Annotated in this window: 22 protein-coding genes; 21 read left to right on the forward strand and 1 reads right to left on the reverse strand. The window is 71.5% G+C overall.

Going from position 1 to position 21,824, the window contains the following annotated elements:
* The first annotated feature begins 60 nt into the window (after nt 1–60).
* From prmC to ACWCYO_RS08785, 16 genes are all read left to right on the forward strand, one after another.
* Nucleotides 61–927 (forward strand): peptide chain release factor N(5)-glutamine methyltransferase, encoded by an 867-nt coding sequence (gene prmC / locus ACWCYO_RS08710; RefSeq protein WP_270144033.1) that lies wholly within the window; start codon nt 61–63, stop codon nt 925–927.
* A 169-nt stretch (nt 928–1,096) separates the two neighbouring features.
* Nucleotides 1,097–1,744: an L-threonylcarbamoyladenylate synthase gene (locus tag ACWCYO_RS08715; protein WP_270144032.1), complete on the forward strand. Its 648-nt coding sequence runs from the start codon at nt 1,097–1,099 to the stop codon at nt 1,742–1,744.
* A 32-nt stretch (nt 1,745–1,776) separates the two neighbouring features.
* Complete coding sequence (locus ACWCYO_RS08720; protein ID WP_270151001.1) at nt 1,777–2,418, forward strand: arsenate reductase/protein-tyrosine-phosphatase family protein; 642 nt, start codon at nt 1,777–1,779, stop codon at nt 2,416–2,418.
* Nucleotides 2,419–2,549: 131 nt separating this feature from the next.
* Complete coding sequence (locus ACWCYO_RS08725) at nt 2,550–3,833, forward strand: serine hydroxymethyltransferase (protein WP_270144030.1); 1,284 nt, start codon at nt 2,550–2,552, stop codon at nt 3,831–3,833.
* Nucleotides 3,834–4,018: 185 nt separating this feature from the next.
* A complete protein-coding gene (locus tag ACWCYO_RS08730) occupies nt 4,019–5,299 on the forward strand; it encodes an MraY family glycosyltransferase (RefSeq protein WP_270144028.1) in 1,281 nt (426 codons plus the stop codon).
* A gap of 300 nt (nt 5,300–5,599) precedes the next feature.
* Nucleotides 5,600–6,043 (forward strand): hypothetical protein, encoded by a 444-nt coding sequence (locus ACWCYO_RS08735; protein ID WP_270144025.1) that lies wholly within the window; start codon nt 5,600–5,602, stop codon nt 6,041–6,043.
* Nucleotides 6,044–6,328: 285 nt separating this feature from the next.
* Entirely contained in the window at nt 6,329–7,135 is an 807-nt protein-coding gene (gene atpB / locus ACWCYO_RS08740) for a F0F1 ATP synthase subunit A (protein ID WP_270144023.1), read from the forward strand.
* A gap of 93 nt (nt 7,136–7,228) precedes the next feature.
* The gene (atpE, locus tag ACWCYO_RS08745; protein ID WP_031074289.1) at nt 7,229–7,465 is read left to right on the forward strand and encodes an ATP synthase F0 subunit C; all 237 of its coding nucleotides are present in this window, start codon (nt 7,229–7,231) and stop codon (nt 7,463–7,465) included.
* Between the two features lie 34 nt (nt 7,466–7,499).
* Entirely contained in the window at nt 7,500–8,057 is a 558-nt protein-coding gene (locus ACWCYO_RS08750) for a F0F1 ATP synthase subunit B (RefSeq protein ID WP_270144021.1), read from the forward strand.
* Complete coding sequence (locus ACWCYO_RS08755; RefSeq protein ID WP_270144019.1) at nt 8,054–8,869, forward strand: F0F1 ATP synthase subunit delta; 816 nt, start codon at nt 8,054–8,056, stop codon at nt 8,867–8,869. Before ACWCYO_RS08750 ends, ACWCYO_RS08755 begins: the two co-directional genes overlap by 4 nt.
* A 156-nt stretch (nt 8,870–9,025) precedes the next feature.
* A complete protein-coding gene (gene atpA, locus ACWCYO_RS08760; protein WP_270144017.1) occupies nt 9,026–10,600 on the forward strand; it encodes a F0F1 ATP synthase subunit alpha in 1,575 nt (524 codons plus the stop codon).
* A gap of 32 nt (nt 10,601–10,632) precedes the next feature.
* Nucleotides 10,633–11,547 (forward strand): F0F1 ATP synthase subunit gamma, encoded by a 915-nt coding sequence (locus ACWCYO_RS08765; protein WP_270144016.1) that lies wholly within the window; start codon nt 10,633–10,635, stop codon nt 11,545–11,547.
* Between the two features lie 2 nt (nt 11,548–11,549).
* Nucleotides 11,550–12,995 carry a F0F1 ATP synthase subunit beta gene (gene atpD, locus ACWCYO_RS08770; RefSeq protein ID WP_270144014.1) on the forward strand — a complete coding sequence of 482 codons (1,446 nt, stop codon included), beginning with the start codon at nt 11,550–11,552 and terminating at the stop codon, nt 12,993–12,995.
* Nucleotides 12,996–13,179: 184 nt separating this feature from the next.
* Complete coding sequence (locus ACWCYO_RS08775) at nt 13,180–13,563, forward strand: F0F1 ATP synthase subunit epsilon (protein ID WP_270144012.1); 384 nt, start codon at nt 13,180–13,182, stop codon at nt 13,561–13,563.
* Nucleotides 13,564–13,711: 148 nt separating this feature from the next.
* Entirely contained in the window at nt 13,712–14,212 is a 501-nt protein-coding gene (locus ACWCYO_RS08780) for a DUF2550 domain-containing protein (RefSeq protein ID WP_270144010.1), read from the forward strand.
* Between the two features lie 85 nt (nt 14,213–14,297).
* The gene (locus ACWCYO_RS08785; RefSeq protein ID WP_270144007.1) at nt 14,298–14,870 is read left to right on the forward strand and encodes a cob(I)yrinic acid a,c-diamide adenosyltransferase; all 573 of its coding nucleotides are present in this window, start codon (nt 14,298–14,300) and stop codon (nt 14,868–14,870) included.
* Nucleotides 14,871–14,873: 3 nt separating this feature from the next.
* Here the strand turns inward: ACWCYO_RS08785 and ACWCYO_RS08790 are convergent, their stop codons facing one another.
* Nucleotides 14,874–15,419: a hypothetical protein gene (locus tag ACWCYO_RS08790; protein ID WP_270144005.1), complete on the reverse strand. Its 546-nt coding sequence runs from the start codon at nt 15,417–15,419 to the stop codon at nt 14,874–14,876.
* A 132-nt stretch (nt 15,420–15,551) separates the two neighbouring features.
* On the opposite strand from ACWCYO_RS08790, the gene ACWCYO_RS08795 reads away from it, so the two are divergent.
* The 5 genes from ACWCYO_RS08795 to ACWCYO_RS08815 all read left to right on the forward strand — a co-directional run bounded on the left by ACWCYO_RS08795 (nt 15,552) and on the right by ACWCYO_RS08815 (nt 21,815).
* The gene (locus ACWCYO_RS08795) at nt 15,552–16,754 is read left to right on the forward strand and encodes a sensor histidine kinase (RefSeq protein ID WP_270144003.1); all 1,203 of its coding nucleotides are present in this window, start codon (nt 15,552–15,554) and stop codon (nt 16,752–16,754) included.
* Entirely contained in the window at nt 16,751–17,401 is a 651-nt protein-coding gene (locus ACWCYO_RS08800) for a response regulator (protein ID WP_270144001.1), read from the forward strand. The genes ACWCYO_RS08795 and ACWCYO_RS08800 overlap by 4 nt, the downstream gene beginning before the upstream one ends.
* A 275-nt stretch (nt 17,402–17,676) precedes the next feature.
* Entirely contained in the window at nt 17,677–18,546 is an 870-nt protein-coding gene (locus ACWCYO_RS08805; protein WP_270143999.1) for a 3-hydroxyacyl-CoA dehydrogenase family protein, read from the forward strand.
* 394 nt (nt 18,547–18,940) lie between these two features.
* The gene (locus ACWCYO_RS08810; RefSeq protein ID WP_270143997.1) at nt 18,941–19,258 is read left to right on the forward strand and encodes an STAS domain-containing protein; all 318 of its coding nucleotides are present in this window, start codon (nt 18,941–18,943) and stop codon (nt 19,256–19,258) included.
* A gap of 238 nt (nt 19,259–19,496) precedes the next feature.
* The gene (locus tag ACWCYO_RS08815) at nt 19,497–21,815 is read left to right on the forward strand and encodes an ATP-binding protein (protein ID WP_449783822.1); all 2,319 of its coding nucleotides are present in this window, start codon (nt 19,497–19,499) and stop codon (nt 21,813–21,815) included.
* Nucleotides 21,816–21,824: the final 9 nt, after the last annotated feature.

The following is a 21,824-nucleotide window of genomic DNA, read 5'->3' on the forward strand; positions in this document are numbered from 1 at the left end:
CGGCGCGCCCCAGCCCGACGCAAGCCTGAAGCCGGAGCGCAGAAACAAGAGGTCGTACGGATGAACCTGCTGCTCGCCGAGGTGGCCCAGGCCACCCAGCGGTTGGCCGCGGCCGGCGTGCCGTCGCCGCGCTTCGACGCGGAGGAACTCGCCGCCTACGTCCACCACGTCAAGCGCAGCCAGCTGCACACGGTGAAGGACGCCGACTTCGACGCCCGCTACTGGGAGGCGGTCTCGCGCCGCGAGGCGCGCGAGCCGCTGCAGCACATCACCGGGCGGGCGTTCTTCCGCTACCTCGAACTGGAGGTCGGCCCCGGGGTGTTCGTGCCCCGGCCGGAGACCGAGACGGTCGTCGAGTGGGCGATAGACGCGGTGCGCGACATGGACGTCGCCGAGCCGCTGGTGGTCGACCTGTGTTCCGGCTCCGGCGCCATCGCGCTCGCCCTGGCCCAGGAACTGCCGCGCTCGACCGTGCACGCCTTCGAACTCGACGAGGGAGCGCTGGAGTACACCCGGCGCAACATCGAGGCCAGCCCGGACCGGGCCAGGGTCACCCTGCACGCCGGGGACGCCACCAAGGCCTTCGAGGACGACCGCTCCTGGGACGGCCGCTTCGACCTGGTGATCTCCAACCCGCCGTACATCCCGCTCACCGAGTGGGAGTACGTCGCGCCGGAGGCCCGCGACCACGACCCGCAGATGTCCCTGTTCTCCGGCGAGGACGGCCTGGACACCATCCGCGGCATCGAGCGGGTGGCCGCCCGGCTGCTGCGCCCGGGCGGCGCGGTGGTGATCGAGCACGCCGACCAGCAGGGCGGGCAGGTGCCGTGGATCTTCAACGAGGAACGCGGCTGGACGGACACCGCCGACCACCGTGACCTGAACAACCGGCCGCGCTTCACGACCGCCCGGAGGGTCGGGTCGTGAACATCGAGCGCAGTACGACCGCCCGGAGGGTCGGGTCGTGAACATCGAGCGCAGTACGACCGCCCGGAGGGTCGGGTCGTGAACATCGAGCGCAGTACGACTGCTCGTGAAGCCGCGCTGTGAAGACCGCAGTGAACGTGATGAGCCATTCCGGAAGGGGACCGTACCGATGAGCCGCCGCTACGACTGTGCCGACGCCGGGGACCGCGCCACCGGCCTGCGCGAGGCCGCCTCGGCCATCCGCCGCGGCGAACTCGTCGTGCTGCCCACCGACACCCTCTACGGCGTCGGCGCGGATGCCTTCTCCCCGGAGGCCGTCGGCGACCTGCTGGCCGCCAAGGGCCGCGGCCGCAACATGCCCTCGCCCGTCCTGGTCGGCTCGCCGACCACCCTGCACGGCCTGGTCACCGACTTCTCCGAGCAGGCCTGGGAGCTGGTCGATGCCTTCTGGCCCGGCGGCCTCACCCTGGTCGCCCGGCACCAGCCGTCGCTGCGCTGGGACCTCGGCGAGACCCGCGGCACCGTCGCGGTCCGGATGCCGCTGCACCCGGTCGCCATCGAGCTGCTGAACGCCACCGGCCCGCTCGCCGTCTCCAGCGCCAACAAGACCGGCGGGCCGTCCCCGGCGACCTGCGACGAGGCGCAGGCCCAGCTCGGCGACGCGATCTCGGTCTACCTGGACGGCGGGAAGGCCGACCACGCCACCGCCTCGTCCATCGTCGACGTCACCGGGAAGGTCCCGGTCCTGCTGCGGGCCGGCGCGATCAGCATCGAGCAGCTGAGGGAGGTCGTCCCCGACCTGGAGGCCGGAAGTTGACGCCCACCGCCTCGCTCCATGACGGGCCCGGCATAGCGCCGTACCTGAGCGTGGGTCCCAGGCCGCTGGACCACTTCCGGATCCTGTTCGTCTGCACCGGCAACATCTGCCGCTCGCCGATAGCCGAGCGGCTCACCCGGCGCGAGCTGGACACCCGGCTCAACCCCCGGGTGGCCGGGCGGATCCTGGTCGAGAGCGCCGGCACCTGGGGCCACGAGGGCGCGCCGATGGAGGACCACGCCGCGACCGTGCTCAACGAGTACGGCGCCGACAGCGGCGGCTTCACCGGCCGGGAGTTGCTGGACGAGCACGTGGTCGAGGCCGACCTGGTGCTCACCGCGACCCTGGACCACCGCGCCCAGGTGATCTCGATGGGCCACGAGGCGGGGCTGCGCACCTTCACGCTGAAGGAGTTCACCCGCCTGGTGCGGACGATCGACCCGGGCACCCTGCCCGACCCGCGCCGCGGTGCCGACGTCACCGAGCGGGCCCGTGCCCTGGTCCGGGCGGCCGCCGCGCTGCGCGGCTGGCTGCTGGCCGCGACCCCGGAGTCGGACGAGGTGGACGACCCGTACGGGGCTCCGATCGGCATGTTCCGCAACTGCGGCGAGGAGATATTCCACGCGGTCGACCCGGTGGTCACCGCGCTCACCGGCGTCCAGGCGCCCCGCTAGGCACCCGTTCGGACGGGCTGGAGACCTCTTCGGACGGCCCCTGGGGCCGAACGGCCCTGCGCCGCCGAGCCGGGCGGCCGCGACGGTCCTACGCTGGGTGGACCGTCCCTGCAGCGCCCGGGAGCCCTGCCATGACCGTCACCGATGCCGCCTCCGGCTCGACCGCGACGACGAAGGGGCGCCCGTGGGCGTCCGAGGCGTTGCACCGGGCGGATCCGCAGATCGCCGACCTGCTGGCCGCCGAGGCCGAGCGCCGCGCCGAGACGATCCAGCTGCTGGCGGGGGAGAACCTGACCAGCCCCGCCGTCCTGGCGGCGCTGACCGGTCCGCTGATCGACAAGTACGCCGAGGGCTATCCGGGCCGCCGGCACCACACCGGCTGCGCGCTGGCCGACGCCGCGGAGCTGCTGGCGATCGACCGGGCGCGCCAGCTGTTCTCCGCCCCGCACGCCAACGTCCAGCCCAGGTCGGCGACTTCGGCGATGCTGGCGGCCTACGCGGCGCTGCTGCGGCCGGGTGACGGGGTGCTGGCGATGTCGCTGGAGCACGGCGGCCACCTCAGCTGCGGTTCGCGGGCCAACTTCTCCGGCCGCTGGTTCGACTTCACCGGCTACGGCGTGCGCGAGGGCGACGGCCTGATCGACCTCGACCAGGTGCGCGAGCTGGCCCGGATGCACCGCCCGAAGGCCATCGTGGCGGGTTCGATCTCCCACCCCCGGCACCCGGACTGGGCGGCCTTCCGGGAGATCGCCGACGAGGTGGACGCCTATCTGATCGCCTCCGTCGCGCAGACCACCGGCCTGGTCGCGGCCGGGCTGGCGCCCTCCCCGGTGCCGTACGCGGACGTCACGGTGGCGGCCACCCACAAGCTGCTGCGCGGTCCGCGCGGGGGCCTGCTGCTGTCCACCGCGGAGCTGGCCGAGCGGATCGACCGGGCGGTGTTCCCGTTCAGCCAGGGCGGTGCGGCGATGAACGAGGTGGCGGGCAAGGCGGTGGCCCTCGCGGAGGCCGGGAAGCCCGCCTACCGGGCGTACGCGGAGCGGACGGTGTCCGGGGCGCAGGCGCTTGCCAGGGGGCTCGCAGAGGCCGGTATGCGCCCTCTGACGGGCGGTACCGACACCCATCTGGTGACCGCCGACGTGAGCCCGCTCGGCGTGACCGGCGCGGAGGCGGAACGGCGCTGCGCGGCGGCCGGGTTGCTGCTCGGCAAGTGCGCGCTGCCGTACGACCCGGCGCCGGCCGCCGAGGCCTCCGGGATCCGGCTCGGCACGGGCACGGTGACCAGCCAGGGGATGGGCGTGGCGGAGCTGTCCGAGATCGCCGGCCTGATCGCCCGGCTGCTCTCCGGGCAGGCGCCCGGGCCGGTCGCGGCGCGGGTCCGGGAGCTGGCGGCGGCCTTCGCGGAGCGGAGCTGAGGGACGCGATCGAGCGGTGCCGTCCGCGGGTATCCGGATCTCTTACCCGGGAGGGCGAACCGCGATGCACGCACCGGGCGTCCGACTCAATAAGGTGGGTGCCGTGGCGACGCACCTCGAACCCCGGGAAGGCAGGGGAGTACCTTCGGTACCTCCCCGTTCGACAGTGATGCAGGAGGCCAGTGGTGCGTGAGTATCTGCTGGTGCTGTTCTGCACCGCCGCCGTCACCTACCTGCTGACCGGCCCGGTCCGGAAGTTCGCCATCGCAGCCGGCGCGATGCCCCCGGTCCGCGCCCGCGACGTGCACCGCGAGCCCACTCCGCGGCTCGGCGGCATCGCGATGTTCGGCGGGCTGTGCGCGGGCATCCTGGTCGCCTCGCAGCTGGACAACCTGAGCAAGGTGTTCAACGGGGGCAGTGACATCCGCGCGCTGCTGTCCGGCGCGGGGATCATGTTCCTGCTCGGGGTGCTCGACGACAAGTGGGGCGTGGACGCCCTGGTGAAGCTCGGCGGCCAGATGATCGCCGCCGGCGTGATGGTCTGGCAGGGCGTCACGGTGATCACCCTCCCGGTGCCCGGCGTCGGCCCGGTGGCGGTGAGCCCGACCCAGGGCATGGTCATCTCGGTGACCCTGGTCGTCGTCATGGTCAACGCGGTGAACTTCATCGACGGCCTGGACGGCCTGGCGGGCGGCATGGTCTGCATCGCCGCGATCGCGTTCTTCCTGTACAGCTACCGGCTCTGGTACGGCTACGCGATCACCGACGCGGCCCCCGCCGTGCTGTTCAGCGTGCTGCTGATCGGCATGTGCCTGGGCTTCCTGGCGCACAACATGCACCCCGCCCGGATCTTCATGGGCGACTCCGGCTCGATGATGCTGGGCCTGATGCTGGCCGTCGCCGCGATCTCGATCACCGGCCGGGTCGACCCGGACCTGATCAACAGCGAGACCGGTTCGCAGACCGCCACCGTGCACACCCTGGTGCCGATCTACATCCCGCTGCTGCTGCCGCTGACGGTCATCGCGCTGCCGCTGGCCGACCTGCTGCTCGCGGTGGTGCGCCGCACCTGGGCCGGCCAGTCCCCGTTCGCCGCCGACAAGCGCCACCTGCACCACCGACTGCTCCAGGTCGGGCACTCGCACAGCCGCGCCGTACTGATCATGTACTTCTGGGCCGCGCTGATCGCCTTCGGCACGGTCGCCTTCTCGGTGACCAACACCGGCCGCACGGTGGTGCTGACCCTCGCCGGGCTCTGCCTGGTCGGCCTGGTGGTGCTGCTGACCCCGCGGTTCCGGCCGCGGGCCCCCCGGGCGGTGCAGTCCTTCGTCCCGCCGCGGTACCGGCGGCGCCCGTCCGGCGCCCCGATGGCTGAACTGTCCGCAAAGGACAAGCAACTTCTCGGTGAAGCCAGCCGGGGCTCGTCCGCGCCCTCCGATCACGACAAGGCCACCGGCCGCCGGTGACAGGAGAGTTGACGCTCCGTCAAATGGGCTCACCCGTACGGCGGAACCACTGCGCCGTCAGTGTGACAGGAGCCACACATTCATGGTAAAGCTCTCATCAAATAGTTTGTGATACCGTTCACGAGTACCGAGAACACGCCGAAAGACCTGACAGGTGGAGGACTTCCGTCCCTCGTCGGTCTCCCTCGACGGGCCCGCCGCACTCGCGGGCGGCCCGGCGGCGGCCACTCGGTCCGGTGTCACCCCGCCACCATCTGTGCCCGTCCCCCGCCACATCGACATGCCGCCGGAGCTGCCGACATGCCGTCCACCGACGCCCGGATCCTCCGAGGCGCCGCGATTCCCACTGCGGTCGCCGGGATCATCGCCATGGCGATCTCCTTCCCCGTCGCCGGTGGGAAGGGCCTGCTCGGCGCCCTCTTCGGCGCCCTGCTCGTGATGGCCTTCTTCAGCTTCGGCCAGATCGCGCTCGACCGGCTGACCAGGTCCAATCCGCAGATCATGATGGCTGCGGCGCTGCTGGTGTACACCACTCAGATCCTGCTGGTGGGCATCGTCCTGGCGGTCTTCAAGAACACCGAGCTGTTCAACCGGCAGGCCTTCGCCTTCACCCTGCTCGGCTGCGCCCTGATCTGGACGGGCTTCCAGGTGCGCGGCGCCCTCAAGGCCAAGACCTTCTACGTCGACCCCGGCGCCTCGGGAAGCAAGGGCGACAAGCCCTCCGACAAGGGGCGTCAACAGTGACGAGGCCCAGCTGTCCCCCCAACGAGGGGGGCGGTGTTTATGCCGCACTGACGGGCTGCTATCGTCCGTCGCAACAACGGAGTACGGGAAGAGGCCAGGTCTGTCCGGACAGTGGACGGATCGCCCCCCGGATCCGCGCAGTCTTCGATGATCCCGCTGTGGTGCAGCGCACTGCCGCGCGGGGTCGGCGAGATACCCATCAAGTTCCAGTGCCGCTCCGTGGTCGCAGGCCACGCCGACACACCGAGGTTGCCGTAACCATGCGTCACGACGAAGGAGTCCGTGGTGAGTGCTGAACTCCCCCTCGCCAGCAGTTGCCACTTCGGGGACGCTGGCTGCGGCTTCCCGGCCCCGGGTCTGAACGAGTTCCAGTTCAAGCCGATCTTCTCGGTCGGCGGCATCGACTTCAACAAGCCGATGCTGCTGTCGATCATCGTCGCGCTCCTGGTCGTCGTGTTCTTCTGGGCCGCCTTCGCGAAGCCGCGCCTGGTCCCGGGCAAGCTGCAGCTGGTCGGTGAGATCGGCTACGACTTCGTCAAGCGCTCCATCGTGCTGGAGACGATCGGCAAGAAGGGCGAGAAGTACGTCCCGATGCTGGTCTCGATGTTCTTCTTCATCTGGTTGATGAACATCATGTCGATCATCCCGTTCGCCCAGTACCCCGTGACGGCGACGATCGCGTTCCCGGCCGGCCTCGCGGCCGTCGTGTGGATCACCTACATGACGCTGACCTTCAAGAAGCACGGCTTCGTCGGCGGTCTCAAGAACCTCTGCTGGCCGTCGGGCATCCCCGGCTGGGTCATGTTCATCCTGGTGCCGATCGAGTTCTTCTCGAACATCTTCGTGCGCCCCTTCACGCTCGCGGTCCGAGCCTTCGCGAACATGTTCGCCGGCCACCTGCTGATCGTGATGTTCTCCATCGCCTCCTGGTACCTGCTCAGCCCGACCCTGGGCGCGCTGTACGGCTCGGCCTCGTTCGTCGTCGCCGTCGGCCTGACCGCCTTCGAGCTGCTGGTCCAGTTCCTGCAGGCCTACATCTTCGTGATGCTGGCCAGCAGCTACATCGCCGGTGCCCTGGAAGAGGCGCACTGAGCCAGGGGGCCCTCGGCCCCGCCCAAGAACCACCTCCCGGATCGCCCGGTGGCCAATCACCACCGGTTCACCACCCTGCAAAGGACAACGTCAATGAGCATCCTCGCTGAGGGCACTGTCTACGGTTCCGTCGCCTCCCTGGGCTACGGCCTCGCCGCCATCGGCCCCGGCATCGGCGTCGGTCTGATCTTCGGTAACGGTGTCCAGGCCATGGCCCGCCAGCCCGAGGCTGCCGGTCTCATCCGTTCCAACATGTTCATCGGCTTCGCGCTGACCGAGGCGCTCGCCCTCATCGGCATCGTCATGCCGTTCGTCTTCGGCAACAAGTAATCCTGCCGCAGACCCTTTCGAGGAAGGTCCAGAAATGAGCATCGTGGCTCAGCTCGCGGCTGAGGAGAAGATGAACCCTCTTCTCCCCAACTGGCCCGAGATCGTTATCGGCCTGCTCTGCTTCTTCATCGTCTTCGGTCTGCTCGGCAAGAAGCTCCTCCCCAGCATCGAGAAGGTGCTGTCGGAGCGCCGGGACGCCATCGAAGGCGGCATGGAGCGCGCCGAGGCCGCTCAGGCCGAGGCCCAGGCCCTGCTTGAGCAGTACCGCGCCGAGCTCGCCGAGGCGCGCCACGAGGCTGCCCGGATCGTCGAGCAGGCTCGCGAGCAGGGTGCCGCCCAGCTCGCCGAGATGCGCGAGGAGGGCCAGCGTCAGCGCGAGGCCATCGTCGCCGCCGGTCACGCGCAGATCGAAGCCGACAAGAAGCAGGCGACTGCCGCCCTGCGCCAGGACGTGGGTTCGCTGGCCACCCAGCTGGCTTCCCGCATCGTGGGTGAGTCCCTCGAGGACTCCGCCCGCCAGAGCGGCGTGATCGACCGCTTCCTGGACGAGCTGGAGGCCAAGGCGGCCGTTGCTCAGGGTGCGGCCAAGTGATCGGCGCCAGCCGCGAGGCTCTCGCCGCCGGTCGGCAGAACCTGGACAGCCTGACCGACTCCACCTCGGTGGACGCGGCCAAGCTCGCCGAGGAGCTCACCGCCGTCACGGCCGTGCTGGACCGTGAGGTGTCGCTGCGCCGCGTCCTGACCGACCCGTCCCGGTCGGGTCAGGACAAGGCCCAGCTGATCACCTCGCTGCTGACCGGTCAGGTCTCCGGCGAGGCGGTGGACCTGGTCTCCGGCCTGGTCCGCTCGCGCTGGTCGGGTTCGCGCGACCTGGTGGACGCGACCGAGGAACTCGCCGCGTACGCCGAGGTCATCGCCGCGGACAAGGCGGGCGTCCTGGACGACGTCGAGGACGAGCTGTTCCGCTTCGGCCGGGTGGTGAGCGGTTCGCACGAGCTGCGCGCCGCGCTGACCGAGCCGAAGGCCGGTGCCGCCGCGAAGGCCCAGCTGATCAACAAGCTGCTCGGCGGCCGCGCCAACGCCGGCACCGTCCGGCTGGTCACCGCCCTCGTCAACGCGCCGCGTGGCCGTAGCCTGGAGCAGGGCCTCGAGTCCTACTCGAAGCTCGCCGCCGCGCGCCGCGGCCGCGTGGTGGCCCTGGTCACCAGCGCGGTGCCGCTGTCGGACAGCCAGAAGGAGCGCCTGGCCGGTGCTCTGGGCCGGATGTACGGCCGTCAGGTCCACCTGAACATCGACGTCGACCCCGAGGTCGTCGGCGGCGTCCGGGTGCAGATCGGCGACGAGATCATCGACGGCACCGTGTCGAGCCGCCTCGAAGGCGCTCGCCAGTCGCTCGAAGGCTGAGCAACAGAGCAGCACATCCGACCCTCGGTCGGGAAACCGGCTCCCCAAGGAGCCGGCAAAACGTACGGCCGGTTCATACGACCCGGCCGAGAGTCGAGTACTTGCGGCCCTCAATGGCGGGCCGAGGATCGCAAACTAGGAGAGCAGGGAAGCCTGATGGCGGAGCTTACGATCCGTCCGGAGGAGATCCGGGACGCGCTGGCCGACTTTGTCCAGTCGTACCAGCCGGACGCCGCTTCTGTGGAAGAGGTCGGCACGGTCACTGACGCGGCGGACGGCATCGCGCATGTCGAGGGCCTGCCCTCGGTCATGGCGAACGAGCTGCTGAAGTTCGAGGACGGCACGCTCGGCCTCGCGCTGAACCTCGACACCCGCGAGATCGGTGTCGTCATCCTCGGTGAGTTCGGCGGCATCGAAGAGGGCCAGACCGTGCGCCGCACCGGCGAGGTCCTCTCGGTTCCGGTCGGCGACGGCTTCATGGGCCGCGTCGTGGACCCGCTGGGCAACCCGATCGACGGCCTGGGCGAGATCGCCGCCGAGGGCCGCCGCGCCCTCGAGCTGCAGGCCCCCGGCGTCATGGCCCGCAAGTCGGTCAAGCAGCCGCTGCAGACCGGCATCAAGGCCATCGACGCGATGACCCCGATCGGCCGCGGCCAGCGCCAGCTGATCATCGGTGACCGCCAGACCGGCAAGACCGCGGTGGCCGTCGACACGATCATCAACCAGCGCGACAACTGGCGCTCGGGCGACCCGGAGAAGCAGGTCCGCTGCATCTACGTCGCCGTCGGCCAGAAGGGCTCCACCATCGCGTCCGTCCGCGGCGCCCTGGAGGAGGCCGGCGCGCTGGAGTACACCACCATCGTGGCGGCTCCGGCTTCCGACCCGGCCGGCTTCAAGTACCTCGCCCCGTACACCGGTTCGGCCATCGGCCAGCACTGGATGTACGCCGGCAAGCACGTCCTGATCATCTTCGACGACCTGTCGAAGCAGGCCGAGGCCTACCGCTCCGTCTCCCTGCTGCTGCGCCGCCCGCCGGGCCGCGAGGCCTACCCGGGTGACGTCTTCTACCTGCACTCCCGCCTGCTGGAGCGCTGCGCCAAGCTGAACGACGAGCTGGGCGGCGGCTCGATGACCGGTCTGCCGATCATCGAGACCAAGGCCAACGACGTCTCGGCGTACATCCCGACCAACGTCATCTCGATCACCGACGGCCAGTGCTTCCTGGAGTCCGACCTGTTCAACGCCGGCATTCGCCCGGCCGTGAACGTCGGTATCTCGGTCTCCCGCGTCGGTGGTTCCGCCCAGATCAAGGCCATGCGCTCGGTCGCCGGCCGTCTGCGCCTGGACCTCGCCCAGTACCGTGAGCTGGAGGCCTTCGCCGCCTTCGGTTCCGACCTGGACGCGGCCTCCAAGGCCCAGCTGGAGCGCGGTGCGCGCATGGTCGAGCTGCTGAAGCAGGGTCAGTACCAGCCGTTCCCGGTCGAGGAGCAGGTCGTCTCCATCTGGGCCGGTACCACCGGCAAGATGGACGACGTCCCGGTCGCCGAGATCCGCCGCTTCGAGCGCGAGTTCCTGGACCACGTCCGTCTGCAGCACAAGGACCTGCTGGCCGGCATCGTCGAGACCGGTCTGCTCGCCGACGGCACCGTCGACGCGCTGACCAGCGCGATCGAGGCCTTCAAGCAGGGCTACCAGACCGCCGACGGCAAGCTGCTCTCCGAGCAGGCCTGAGTCCGGTAGCGAGGGAAAGGACGTAACGACCCATGGGAGCACAGCTTCGGGTCTACAAGCGCCGGATCCGCTCTGTCACCGCGACGAAGAAGATCACCAAGGCGATGGAGATGATCTCCGCGTCGCGCATCGTCAAGGCGCAGCGCGCGGTGGCCGCCTCCACTCCGTACGCCGACGAGCTCACCCGGGCGGTGACGGCGGTGGCCACCCGGTCCAACGCCAAGCACCCGCTCACCACCGAGAACCCGAACGCCAAGCGCGCGGCCGTCCTGATGATCACGGCGGACCGCGGCCTGGCCGGCGGCTACTCGACCAACGCCATCAAGGCCGCGCTGACGCTCACCGAGCGCCTGCGCGGCGAGGGCAAGGAGGTCGTGACCTACGTCGTCGGCCGTAAGGGTGTCGCGTACTACACGTTCCGCAACCTCTCGGTTGAGGAGTCGTGGACGGGCTTCTCCGACAAGCCGACCTACGGCGACGCGAAGGCCGTTGCGGCCCACCTGATCGAGGCCTTCACGGCCGAGACGGGCGGCGTGGACGAGCTGCACCTGATCTCGACCGAGTTCGTGTCGATGCTGACGCAGAACGCGGTCGAGGCCCGGCTGCTGCCGCTGAAGCTGGACGAGGTCCAGGCCGAGGCGGAGGCCAAGGGCAAGGGCGAGATCTTCCCGCTCTACGACTTCGAGCCGTCGGCCGAGGGCGTCCTGGACGCGCTGCTGCCGCGGTACGTCGAGAGCAGGATCTACAACGCGCTGCTGCAGTCGGCCGCTTCCGAGCACGCCGCCCGCCGCCGCGCGATGAAGAGCGCGACGGACAACGCCGGCGAGCTCATCAAGTCGCTCACGCGGCTTGCCAACTCGGCCCGCCAGGCCGAGATCACCCAGGAAATCAGCGAGATCGTCGGTGGCGCCAATGCGCTCGCTGACGCGAGCCGCGGGAGCGAATGAGTATGACCACCACTGTTGAGCCGACCACGGCGACGGGCCGCGTCGCGCGGGTCATCGGCCCGGTCGTCGACGTGGAGTTCCCCGTCGACGCGATTCCGGACATGTTCAACGCCCTGCACGTCGAGGTCGACAACCCCGACGGCACGGGCAAGAAGACCCTCACCCTCGAGGTCGCCCAGCACCTCGGCGACGGCCTGGTCCGCGGCATCTCGATGCAGCCGACCGACGGCCTGGTCCGCGGTTCGCAGGTGACCGACACCGGTGCCGCCATCTCGGTGCCGGTCGGCGACATCACCAAGGGCAAGGTGTTCAACGCCCTCGGTGAGGTGCTGAACGTCGACAAGGCCGAGTTCGAGTCCCAGGTGTCGGTCCGCTGGCCGATCCACCGCAAGGCCCCGAACTTCTCGGAGCTCGAGTCCAAGACCGAGATGTTCGAGACCGGCATCAAGGTCATCGACCTGCTCACCCCGTACGTGCAGGGTGGCAAGATCGGTCTGTTCGGTGGTGCCGGTGTCGGCAAGACCGTTCTGATCCAGGAGATGATCTACCGCGTCGCCGAGAACTTCGGTGGTGTGTCGGTGTTCGCCGGCGTCGGTGAGCGCACCCGTGAGGGCAACGACCTGATCGACGAGATGGTCGACTCGGGCGTCCTGGACAAGACCGCGCTGGTCTTCGGCCAGATGGACGAGCCGCCGGGCACCCGTCTGCGCGTCGCGCTGTCCGCCCTGACCATGGCGGAGTACTTCCGCGATGTGCAGAAGCAGGACGTGCTGCTCTTCATCGACAACATCTTCCGGTTCACCCAGGCCGGTTCCGAGGTGTCGACCCTGCTCGGCCGCATGCCCTCCGCGGTGGGCTACCAGCCGAACCTGGCCGACGAGATGGGCCTCCTGCAGGAGCGCATCACCTCGACCCGCGGTCACTCGATCACCTCGATGCAGGCGATCTACGTCCCCGCGGACGACCTGACCGACCCGGCCCCGGCCACCACCTTCGCCCACCTGGACGCGACCACCGTTCTGTCGCGCCCGATCTCGGAGAAGGGCATCTACCCGGCCGTCGACCCGCTGGACTCCACGTCCCGCATCCTCGACCCGCGGTACATCGCGCAGAACCACTACGACACGGCCGTCCGTATCAAGGGGATCCTGCAGAAGTACAAGGACCTCCAGGACATCATCGCGATCCTCGGCATCGACGAGCTGTCCGAAGAGGACAAGATCACGGTGCACCGTGCCCGCCGCATCGAGCGCTTCCTCTCGCAGAACACCTACGTGGCGAAGCAGTTCACCGGTGTCGAGGGCTCGACCGTGCCGCTGTCGGAGACCATCGAGGCCTTCAACGCGATCGCGGACGGCAAGTACGACTCCGTCCCGGAGCAGGCCTTCTTCATGTGCGGTGGCATCGAGGACCTCGAGAAGAACGCCGCCGAGCTGGCCAAGAAGTAATCGCGGCCGGTAGCAGCTGAGTGACCGTGAGGGGTGGCCCCCGAGCCTGGGGACCACCCCTCACGGCGCATCGGCTGTGATTCCGGTCAAATCCGTGCCGCCGGTTTCATGCCGGAGGCGCGGGGCCGTTATTCTTACCGAAACTCCCGAGTAATCGGGCGTTGCATGAGCCTAGGAGCCCACGTTGGCTGAGCTGCACGTCGAGCTGGTCGCAGCCGACCGCAAGGTGTGGTCCGGTGCGGCCACCATCGTCGTCGCCCGTACGGCCTCCGGTGACACCGGCATCATGCCGGGTCACACCCCGGTGCTGAGCGTGCTGGAGACCGGACCGGTCACCATCCGCACGGTGGACGGCGGCACCGTCATCGCCGCGGTGCACGGCGGCTTCATCTCCTTCGCCGACAACAAGCTGTCTCTGCTCGCGGAGATCGCCGAGCTGGCGGACGAGATCGACGTCGCGCGCGCCGAGCGCGCACTGGAGAAGGCCAAGGCGGACCTGGACGCGCACGCCGAGCGTCGCGCCGAGGTGCGTCTGTTCGCGGCGCGCGGCCTCAAGGCCCACGCCTGAGTGCGCCGGACCCCGGCTTGGCGGGGTCGACCGACGGTCCCGGGGACGCGCGAGCGTGACCCCGGGACTGTCGTCGTAGTTGGTAGGTCAGCGCGGTCGTCTGGTACGACCGTAACGGGGAACGCGGGTAGCGAGGAGGTAGGTGAGCATGGTCCTCGCGCTTGTGGTGTGTGCGGCGGTCGTGGCGCTGGGAGTGATCGGCTTGATGGCCTTCGCCGTACGCCGCCGCCTGATCCAGCGGGTCGGCGGCACGTTCGACTGCAGCTACCGGCTCAAAATGCCCGCCGACGCCTCGACGCAGCCCGACCTCGACGAGAACGGCAAACCCACCTCCGCCCCGGTCCCCCCGACCGACGGCAAGGGGTGGGTTTTTGGTATCGGTCGCTACAGCGGCGACTCGATCGAGTGGTTCCGGGTCTTCTCGTACGCCCCGCGCCCGCGCAAGGTGCTGCCGCGCCGGGAGATCGAGGTGCTCGGCCGGCGCTACCCGGAGGGCCAGGAGGAGCTGGCGCTGCTCTCCGGCTCGGTGGTGCTGCGCTGCCTGCACAACGGGGACCCGCTGGAGCTGGCGATGAGCGAGGACGCCCTCACCGGCTTCCTGGCCTGGCTGGAGGCCGCCCCGCCCGGGCAGAGAGTCAATGTCGCGTAGCGACGAGACTCTCGGGATGGGGGCACCCCCGGCCGAAGGCTGGGGGAGGGTTAACGTCGCCTAACCCCCGGCTAGGCTGTGCGGCATGGTCAATCTGACGCGCATCTACACCCGTACCGGGGACGACGGCAGCACCGCGCTCGGCGACATGAGCCGGACCACCAAGACCGACCCGCGGCTGATGGCCTACGCCGACGCCAACGAGGCGAACGCGGCGATCGGGGTGGCCCTCGCGGTCGGCGCGCTGTCCGAGGACGTGGTGGCCGTGCTCACCCGGGTCCAGAACGACCTGTTCGACGTCGGCGCCGACCTGTCCACGCCCGTGGTCGAGGACCCGAAGTACCCGCCGCTGCGGGTGCTGCAGTCCTACATCGACCGGCTGGAGCGGGACTGCGACCACTACCTGGAGCAGGTGGAGAAGCTGCGCAGCTTCATCCTGCCCGGCGGCACGCCCGGTGCGGCCCACCTGCACCTGGCCTGCACGGTGGTGCGGCGGGCCGAGCGCTCGACCTGGGCGGCGATCGCCGCGTACGGGGACTCCGTCAACCCGCTGACCGCGAAGTACCTCAACCGGCTGTCCGACCTGCTGTTCATCCTGGCCCGGGTGGCCAACAAGGAGCGCGGCGACGTGCTCTGGGTGCCGGGGGAGAACCGCTGACGGCTAGCGGTCGGCGGCCGGCGGCTGCTTGGGCCAGATCGAGTAGCAGCCGGCCACGATCACGTTGACCACGGCCGCGATGCCCAGCTTCCAGTACCACTGGGCGAAGGTGCCGAAGTGGGCGGAGCCCGCCGAGAGCGGGACGAGCAGGGTGATCAGGCCCAGGGTGATCACGGCCGACACGACGGTCCGCTTGGCGATCCGCCACTCGTGGGCGGTGCGCTCCGGGCCGTACTGGGGGGAGGGCGGGGGCTTGGGACCGCCGGCGAAGCGGTGCAGGAAGTGCCGGTCGGCCCAGGCCACCAGCGAGGGGCCGTAGCCGACCGAGAAGCCGGCGTAGCTCGCGGCCAGCGCGTGCATCCAGTTCGCCTCGGCGCCGCCGCGCAGGTTGAGCACGGTGAGCGCGTACAGGGCGAGGTCCACCACCGGCAGGCCGACCAGCAGCGCGGTGCTGGTGCGGCGCCACCGCAGCAGGTAACGGGCGGAGAGGGCGAGGCCGAGCACGATCCACCAGGAGACCTCGGCCGCGAGGATGAGGGTGACGATCACGTGGTCCAGCCTGGTGTGCGGGCGCGTGGGTGTCGTCGTCGTGGGGTGCCGTCCGGGCCTGCACCTTTCGATGTAGCGGGCTCCTCCGTGGACCGGAGCCGGGTGGACCTCCGGGGATGGTGAGATGGGGTCGTGCTCGTACCGTCCCTCTCCCCGCGCCGACTGGACCGGCTGATCGCCCTGTGCGGGCTGCTCGGCGGGGCGGTGCTGACCGTCTTCCGGGTGTACGAGCGGGCCGACCAGGTGCCGCGGTGGGCCGTGGCGCTGCCGTTGCTGGTGATGGCGGGGCTGGAGCTGGTCCGGCGCACCCGGCCGGTGCTCGCGGTGTCGCTCGGCGGGCTGGCCTTCGCCGGGAGCGTGGTCGCCGGCAGCCTGCTGGCGACGACGATCATGTACACGGACCTGCTGTACGCGGCGGCGCTCTACGGCACCCACCGGATGTCGCGGGTGCTGCACCTGACCGGCGGGGCGACCGTGCTGGTGCTCTCCAGCCTGGTCTGGTACGCGGCCGGGACCTCGTCGGGGCTGCTGGTCGTGGTGCTCAGCTCGCTGGTGTTCCTGGCGCCGGTGTGGACCGGCGAGCTGGTGCGCAAGCACCGCCTGGTGGCGGAGGCCGAGCGGCTGCGGGCCGAACAGACCGCGCTGCTCTCGGAGATGGACCGGCGTGAGGCGGTCGGCGCCGAACGGGCCCGGATGGCACGGGAGTTGCACGACGTGGTGGCCAACCACCTGTCGGCGATCGCGATCCACGCCACCGGGGCGCAGTCGGTCGCCCGGCGGCGGCGGTTGGCCGTGGACGATCCGCTGGTCGAGGTGCTGGCGGTGATCCGGGAGAACAGCGTCCAGGGATTGGCCGAAATGCGTCGCATGATCGGACTGCTCCGGGACAGCGGCGGGGGAGAGGGCGACGAGTCGTACGCGGCACCCGACCTGGCCGCGGTGGACGCGCTGTTGACCAAGGCCCGGGCGGCCGGGCAGGGCGTCGGCCTGCAGTTCGAGCTGACCGAGCTGGGCGAACGCGGCGCCGTCCCGGTGCCGGTCGGGCTGGCCGCGTACCGGATCGTGCAGGAGTCGCTGACCAACGCGCTCAAGCACGCCGGGCCCGGACTGGTCGCGGTGCGGCTGGAGTTCGGCCCGGAGGAGCTGCGGATCGCCGTCGACAGCCCGTACCGCGGCGAGCCGGGCCGCGAACTGCCCGGCGCCCGGGCCGGGCTGGTGGGCATGTCGGAGCGGGCCGGGCTGCTCGGCGGCAGCTTCGAGGCGGGGCCGCGGGACGGGTACTGGAGTGTGCGCGCGGCGCTGCCGCGCGACCGGGAGAGCGAGGGACGGGCATGACGATCCGGGTGCTGGTGGCCGAGGACCAGGCGGCGGTGCGGGCGGCGCTGGTGATGATCCTGCGCGCCGAGCCGGGGTTCGAGGTGGTCGGGCAGGCCGCCGACGGGGAGGAGGCCGTCCGGCTGGCGCTGGAGCTGCGGCCCGACGTGGTGCTGATGGACGTGCAGATGCCCCGGCTGGACGGCGTTTCGGCGACCCGGCAGGTGGTCGCCGCCGGGGCCGCCCAGGTGCTCGTGCTGACCACCTTCGACCTGGACGAGTACGTCTACGGCGCGCTGCGGGCCGGCGCGGCCGGGTTCCTGCTCAAGGACCTGGAGGCGGACACCCTGGTCGAGGGCATCCGGACGGTGGCGCGCGGGGACGGCATGCTGGCGCCCTCGGTGACCAGGCGGCTGATCGGCGCCTTCGCCCGCCCGGAGCGGCCGGTCGGCCCGGAGGCCCGGGCCGCGGTGGAGGGGCTGACCGGGCGCGAGCGGGAGGTGCTGGCCTGCGTCGGGGCCGGGATGTCCAACGGGGAGATCGCGGCCCGGCTGGAGATGGCGGAGGCGACCACCAAGACCCACGTCAGCCGGATCCTGGCGAAGCTGCGGCTGCGCAGCCGGGTGCAGGCGGCGATCCTGGCCCAGGACCTCGGTCTGACCGTCTGACGGGCGTCCGGGCCGTTCGACGGGCGTCCTGAGCGGCTGACCACGTCGGTTGCAGATCACACTCCCGATTGCTATTGCACGGGGGATTCGGACGTTAGAGTCCGCGTGAGCGAGCGGAGCGAGCGAACGAATTGACACTGTGAGCTCCGCGAGAGCGACCGCCGAGCGTCAGCGAGGCGGGAGAATCGAGCGATGCGGCTCCAGGCGGCGACCCCTGTCCTGAGCCGCCTTCAGGGCCCGCCCGCAGGGCGGCGACGGCATCGGGAGACCCAGCCATGAGCAATGCGTCCAGCAAGCAGATCGCCGTGATCGGTGCCGGCCTGATGGGCGCCGGCATCGCCCAGGTGTCCGCGCAGGCCGGCCACCCGGTGGTGCTGCGGGACGTGACCGAGGAGGCGCTGCAGCGCGGTCTCGCGGGCATCCGCGCCTCGTACGAGAAGTTCGTCGCCAAGGGCAAGCTGAGCGCCGAGGACGCCGAGGCCGCGCTGGGCCGGATCACCACCACCACCGACCTGGGCGCCGTTTCCGAGGCCGACATCGTGGTCGAGGCGGTGTTCGAGAACCTCGAGGTCAAGGAGGGCGTCTTCCGCGAGCTGGACAAGCTCGCCAAGGACGGCGCCGTGCTGGCCTCCAACACCTCCGCCATCCCGATCACCCGGATCGCCGCCGTCACCCAGCGCCCGGAGTCGGTCGTCGGCGTCCACTTCTTCTCGCCGGTCCCGATGATGAAGCTGGTCGAGCTGGTCCGCGGCTACAAGACCAGCGACGAGACGCTGGCCGCCGCCCGCGCCTACGCCGAGGGCGTCGGCAAGGAGGTCGTGGTGGTCAACCGCGACGTGGCCGGCTTCATCACCACCCGCCTGATCACCGCGCTGGTCGTCGAGGCCGCCAAGCTGTACGAGTCGGGCGTGGCCACCGCCGAGGACATCGACACCGCCTGCCGCCTCGGCTTCGGCCACGCGATGGGCCCGCTGCAGACCGCCGACCTCACCGGCGTGGACATCCTGCTGCACGCCGCCCGCAACATCTACACCGAGACCCAGGACGAGAAGTTCGCCGCCCCGGAGATCATGGCCCGCATGGTCACCGCCGGTGACCTCGGCCGCAAGAGCGGCCGCGGCTTCTACCCGTACGACGGCAAGTGAGCCGACGGGGCTGAACGCGCTGGTGGGCCGTGCGATCGGAGCGTCGTACGGCCCGCTGCGCCGAGGCGGGTGAGTTTCCTCACGCCGGGTGCCGCAGACGGGTGATTTGGGCGGTAATCGAGCATAAGTGTGGAGAGTTCCTGCGTATATTCCCTCGGACGAGTGAAGTTGCTTCAGATCAGGGCGGAAACCAGCAACCTGCGACGGTGCTCCACCGTCAGATGAGGGAACCCGGCAGTGCGACCGGGGCCGGGCGCGAGCCGAGCCGTCACAGGCGTTCCGCCCGGACCGTCCCACCCCGACCCACCCGGTCCGGGGGCCACCCCGCCTCCCGGCCCCGGCACCGACGGGGTCGGACCCACCCGACCAGGCCACCCCGGCGAAGGAGGAGAGCATGCGCATCACCGGCGACCACACGGCGCTGGCCATCGAAGGCCGCCTCGACGTGCGCACCGCCGCCGACGCGCGGGCCCGGTTGCACCAGGCCGTCGACGGCGGCTTCGGCGACCTCGTGCTCGACCTCGCCCGACTGGAGTTCTGGGACGCCACCGGCCTCGGCGTGATCATGGGCACCCACCGCCGGGCCGGCCGGATCGGCCGCCGGCTCGTGCTGCGCTCCGTCCCCGCGCAGCTCCAGCGGCTGCTGGTGGCCACCAAGCTGCACCGCATCCTGGCCGTCGACGGCGGCATCGCCGAGGCGCACGTCCTGTAGTCTCCGGCGCCCGGCAGGCCGCTGGCCTGGGCCGTTCCCGGCCGCACCGGCTCCGAACCGTTCCCGCACCCTTCCCGCACCCGGACCGCGCTGCACGGGCGGCCCCGGATGTGCAAGAGTCTGCCCGTCAGATGACGGCCGCCCGGGGCCGGCTGCCCCCAGCCCGCCCGCGGCCGCGACCGAGACGTGTGCCGGCCGGCGCGGGGCGCCGGCGGCCGACCACGATGCGGAGCAGAACGTGGCACAGCCATCCGGGGAGTTCCGGCAGGAGGCCGCCCGCACCCGCGGCGGCGAACTGGTCTCCGGCGGCCTGCTGGTCGGGGTCGGCGCCCCGGACGGCTCCGAGGCCAGGCCCTGCCCGGAGGAGTGGCGGCCCCGCCCGCGCCGGATCGAACGCAGCGAGCCCGCCCGCGGCCCGGTCGGCGGCGTCGGCCGCGCCGTCGGCCCGCTCGCCCTCGGCGCCGGGCCCACCGACCTGCCGCTGCTCGACCGCGAGGCCGACATCGCCGAACTGCTCGGGCTGCTCGCCGAGGGCCGCTCGATACGCCTGGTCGGCCAGGCCGGCTCGGGCCGCAGCACCCTGCTGTCGGCCGTCGCCGGGGCCGCCGCCGACCTCGCCCCCGGCGGCGTCGTCCAGCTCTGCGGACACCGCCGCACCGCCGCCGACCTGCTCCAGGACCTCTTCGCGGCCACCCACCACGCCCCCGGCTACCGGCCCGACCCGGGCCAGCTGGCCGCCCACCTCGCCGGGGTGGGCGCCGTCGTCGTGATCGACGAGGCCGAGCCGACCGGCGCCGAGCTGGAGGAACTGCTCGCCGCCGCCCCCGGCTGCGCCTTCCTGATCTCGGTCGCCCCCGACAGCCCGCCGCTGCCCGCCGACTCCCGGCTGCGCGACCACCACGTCCCCGGGCTGTCCCGCGCCGCCTGCCTCGCCCTGACCGGCCGGCTGGCCGGGCGTCCGCTGGACGTCGCCGAGAAGGCCTGGGCGGTCGACCTCTGGTTCGAGTCCGAGGGCCTGCCGCTGCGCTTCGTCCAGGCCGCCGCGCTGCTGCGCCAGCGGGACGTCGCGGTGGACGCGCTGGTGGCCGCCGAGGAGGACCGGCGGGACGTCTTCGGCGCGGTCGACGAGCCCGTCCACGACCCGGACCCGGCGATCCGGGAGAACGCGCTGCGGCGCACCGTGCCGCTGCCCTCGGTCGCCGAGACCGCCTCGCCCGCGGTCCGGCTCGCCGAGGGGCTCAGCGAACCCGCGCAGGCCGTGCTGCGGCTGGCCGTCGCGCTCGGCGGCGAGTGCCCCACCGCGCCGCACCTGCCCGCGCTGATCGACGTCGGCCAGGGCGAGAGCGCGCTGGCCGAACTCGCCGACGCCGGGCTCGCGGTGTCCATCGGCGGGCACCACCGGCTCACCGCCGGGGCGCTCGAACTGCTCGCCCCGCACTGGCCGGCCCGCGGCTGCGTGGACGGCGCCGCCCAGCACTTCGCCTGGTGGGTCGGGCACAGCTCGGTGTCGCTGGCGCAGATCGCCGCCGAGGCCGAGGTGCTGATCGGGGTGCTGCTCGCCGACCGGACCGCCGGGCGGCACGAGGCGGTGGTCCGGCTGGCCCGGGCGGCGGCGCCCGCGCTGGCGCTGGCGCTGCGCTGGGGGGCCTGGGAGCGGGTGCTGCAGCTGGGCCTGGAGGCCGCCCGGCGGACCGGCTCGACGGTCGACCAGGCCTGGTTCCACCACGAGGCGGGCGTGCACGCGATCTGTGTCCGGCAGCCGTCCCGGGCGATCGCCGAACTGGAGACCGCGCTCACCCTGCGGTCCACCACCGGGGAGCAGCGCGGGGTCGCCGCCGCGCGCCGGATGCTCGACCTGCTGCGCGCCGAGGGGCGGCAACTGCCGGCCGCCGCGCCCGCCGCGGCGCCGGGCCGCGGGCCGGTGATCCGCAAGATCGCGGCCCGGGTGCCGGCCGGGCTGAAGGCCCGCGCCGGGAAGCGGCGCCGGGTGGTGGTGGCCTCCGCGGCCGTGCTCACCTTCGGGGTGCTCGGTACGGCGGTGGCGATGAGCCTGACCGGGCCGGACGAGCACCGGGCGAACGATCCGCACGGGCGGTTGGACGAGGTCGGCGACACCCAGAACACGCCGATGCCGAAGCCGTCCGCCGACAACGGCCCGGGCACGGCCGGGACGGGCGGCGCCGAGCAGGGGAGCCCGGCGGGGACGGGGACCAGCCCGCAGCCCTCGGCGAGCGGCAGCGCCTCGCGCTCGCCGAGCACCTCGCCGTCGAAGCGGCCGAGTTCCTCGCCGGGGGCCACCGAGTCGGACGCCCCGCAGCAGTCGCAATCGCCGGTCCCGCAGCCGGGGCAGCCGCAGGGCGGTTCGGCCGGCGGCGGCACCGGTGGGGGTACCGGCGGTGGCGGCACCGGCGGTGGCGGTACTCATTCCGGTGGCGGGACCAACACCTCGCCCACGGCGAACCCGTCCACGACTACGCCCGCGCCGACCTCGGCCTCGCCGTCGACCCCGCCGCCCACTCAGGGCGGCACGCCGAAGCCGACGCCGACCGCCACGTAGCCCTGACCG

The organism is Kitasatospora sp. NPDC001683, assembly GCF_053596495.1.

Bases quoted from the DNA above. Each gene is read 5' to 3' on its own strand.
- ACWCYO_RS08785 (WP_270144007.1), top strand. From the start codon at position 14,298: ATGGTCAATCTGACGCGCATCTACACCCGTACCGGGGACGACGGCAGC.
- ACWCYO_RS08725 (WP_270144030.1), top strand. From the start codon at position 2,550: ATGACCGTCACCGATGCCGCCTCCGGCTCGACCGCGACGACGAAGGGG.
- ACWCYO_RS08800 (WP_270144001.1), top strand. From the start codon at position 16,751: ATGACGATCCGGGTGCTGGTGGCCGAGGACCAGGCGGCGGTGCGGGCG.
- ACWCYO_RS08765 (WP_270144016.1), top strand. From the start codon at position 10,633: ATGGGAGCACAGCTTCGGGTCTACAAGCGCCGGATCCGCTCTGTCACC.
- ACWCYO_RS08780 (WP_270144010.1), top strand. From the start codon at position 13,712: ATGGTCCTCGCGCTTGTGGTGTGTGCGGCGGTCGTGGCGCTGGGAGTG.
- ACWCYO_RS08735 (WP_270144025.1), top strand. From the start codon at position 5,600: ATGCCGTCCACCGACGCCCGGATCCTCCGAGGCGCCGCGATTCCCACT.
- ACWCYO_RS08805 (WP_270143999.1), top strand. From the start codon at position 17,677: ATGAGCAATGCGTCCAGCAAGCAGATCGCCGTGATCGGTGCCGGCCTG.
- prmC (WP_270144033.1), top strand. From the start codon at position 61: ATGAACCTGCTGCTCGCCGAGGTGGCCCAGGCCACCCAGCGGTTGGCC.
- ACWCYO_RS08810 (WP_270143997.1), top strand. From the start codon at position 18,941: ATGCGCATCACCGGCGACCACACGGCGCTGGCCATCGAAGGCCGCCTC.
- ACWCYO_RS08715 (WP_270144032.1), top strand. From the start codon at position 1,097: ATGAGCCGCCGCTACGACTGTGCCGACGCCGGGGACCGCGCCACCGGC.
- atpA (WP_270144017.1), top strand. From the start codon at position 9,026: ATGGCGGAGCTTACGATCCGTCCGGAGGAGATCCGGGACGCGCTGGCC.
- ACWCYO_RS08750 (WP_270144021.1), top strand. From the start codon at position 7,500: ATGAGCATCGTGGCTCAGCTCGCGGCTGAGGAGAAGATGAACCCTCTT.
- atpE (WP_031074289.1), top strand. From the start codon at position 7,229: ATGAGCATCCTCGCTGAGGGCACTGTCTACGGTTCCGTCGCCTCCCTG.
- atpD (WP_270144014.1), top strand. From the start codon at position 11,550: ATGACCACCACTGTTGAGCCGACCACGGCGACGGGCCGCGTCGCGCGG.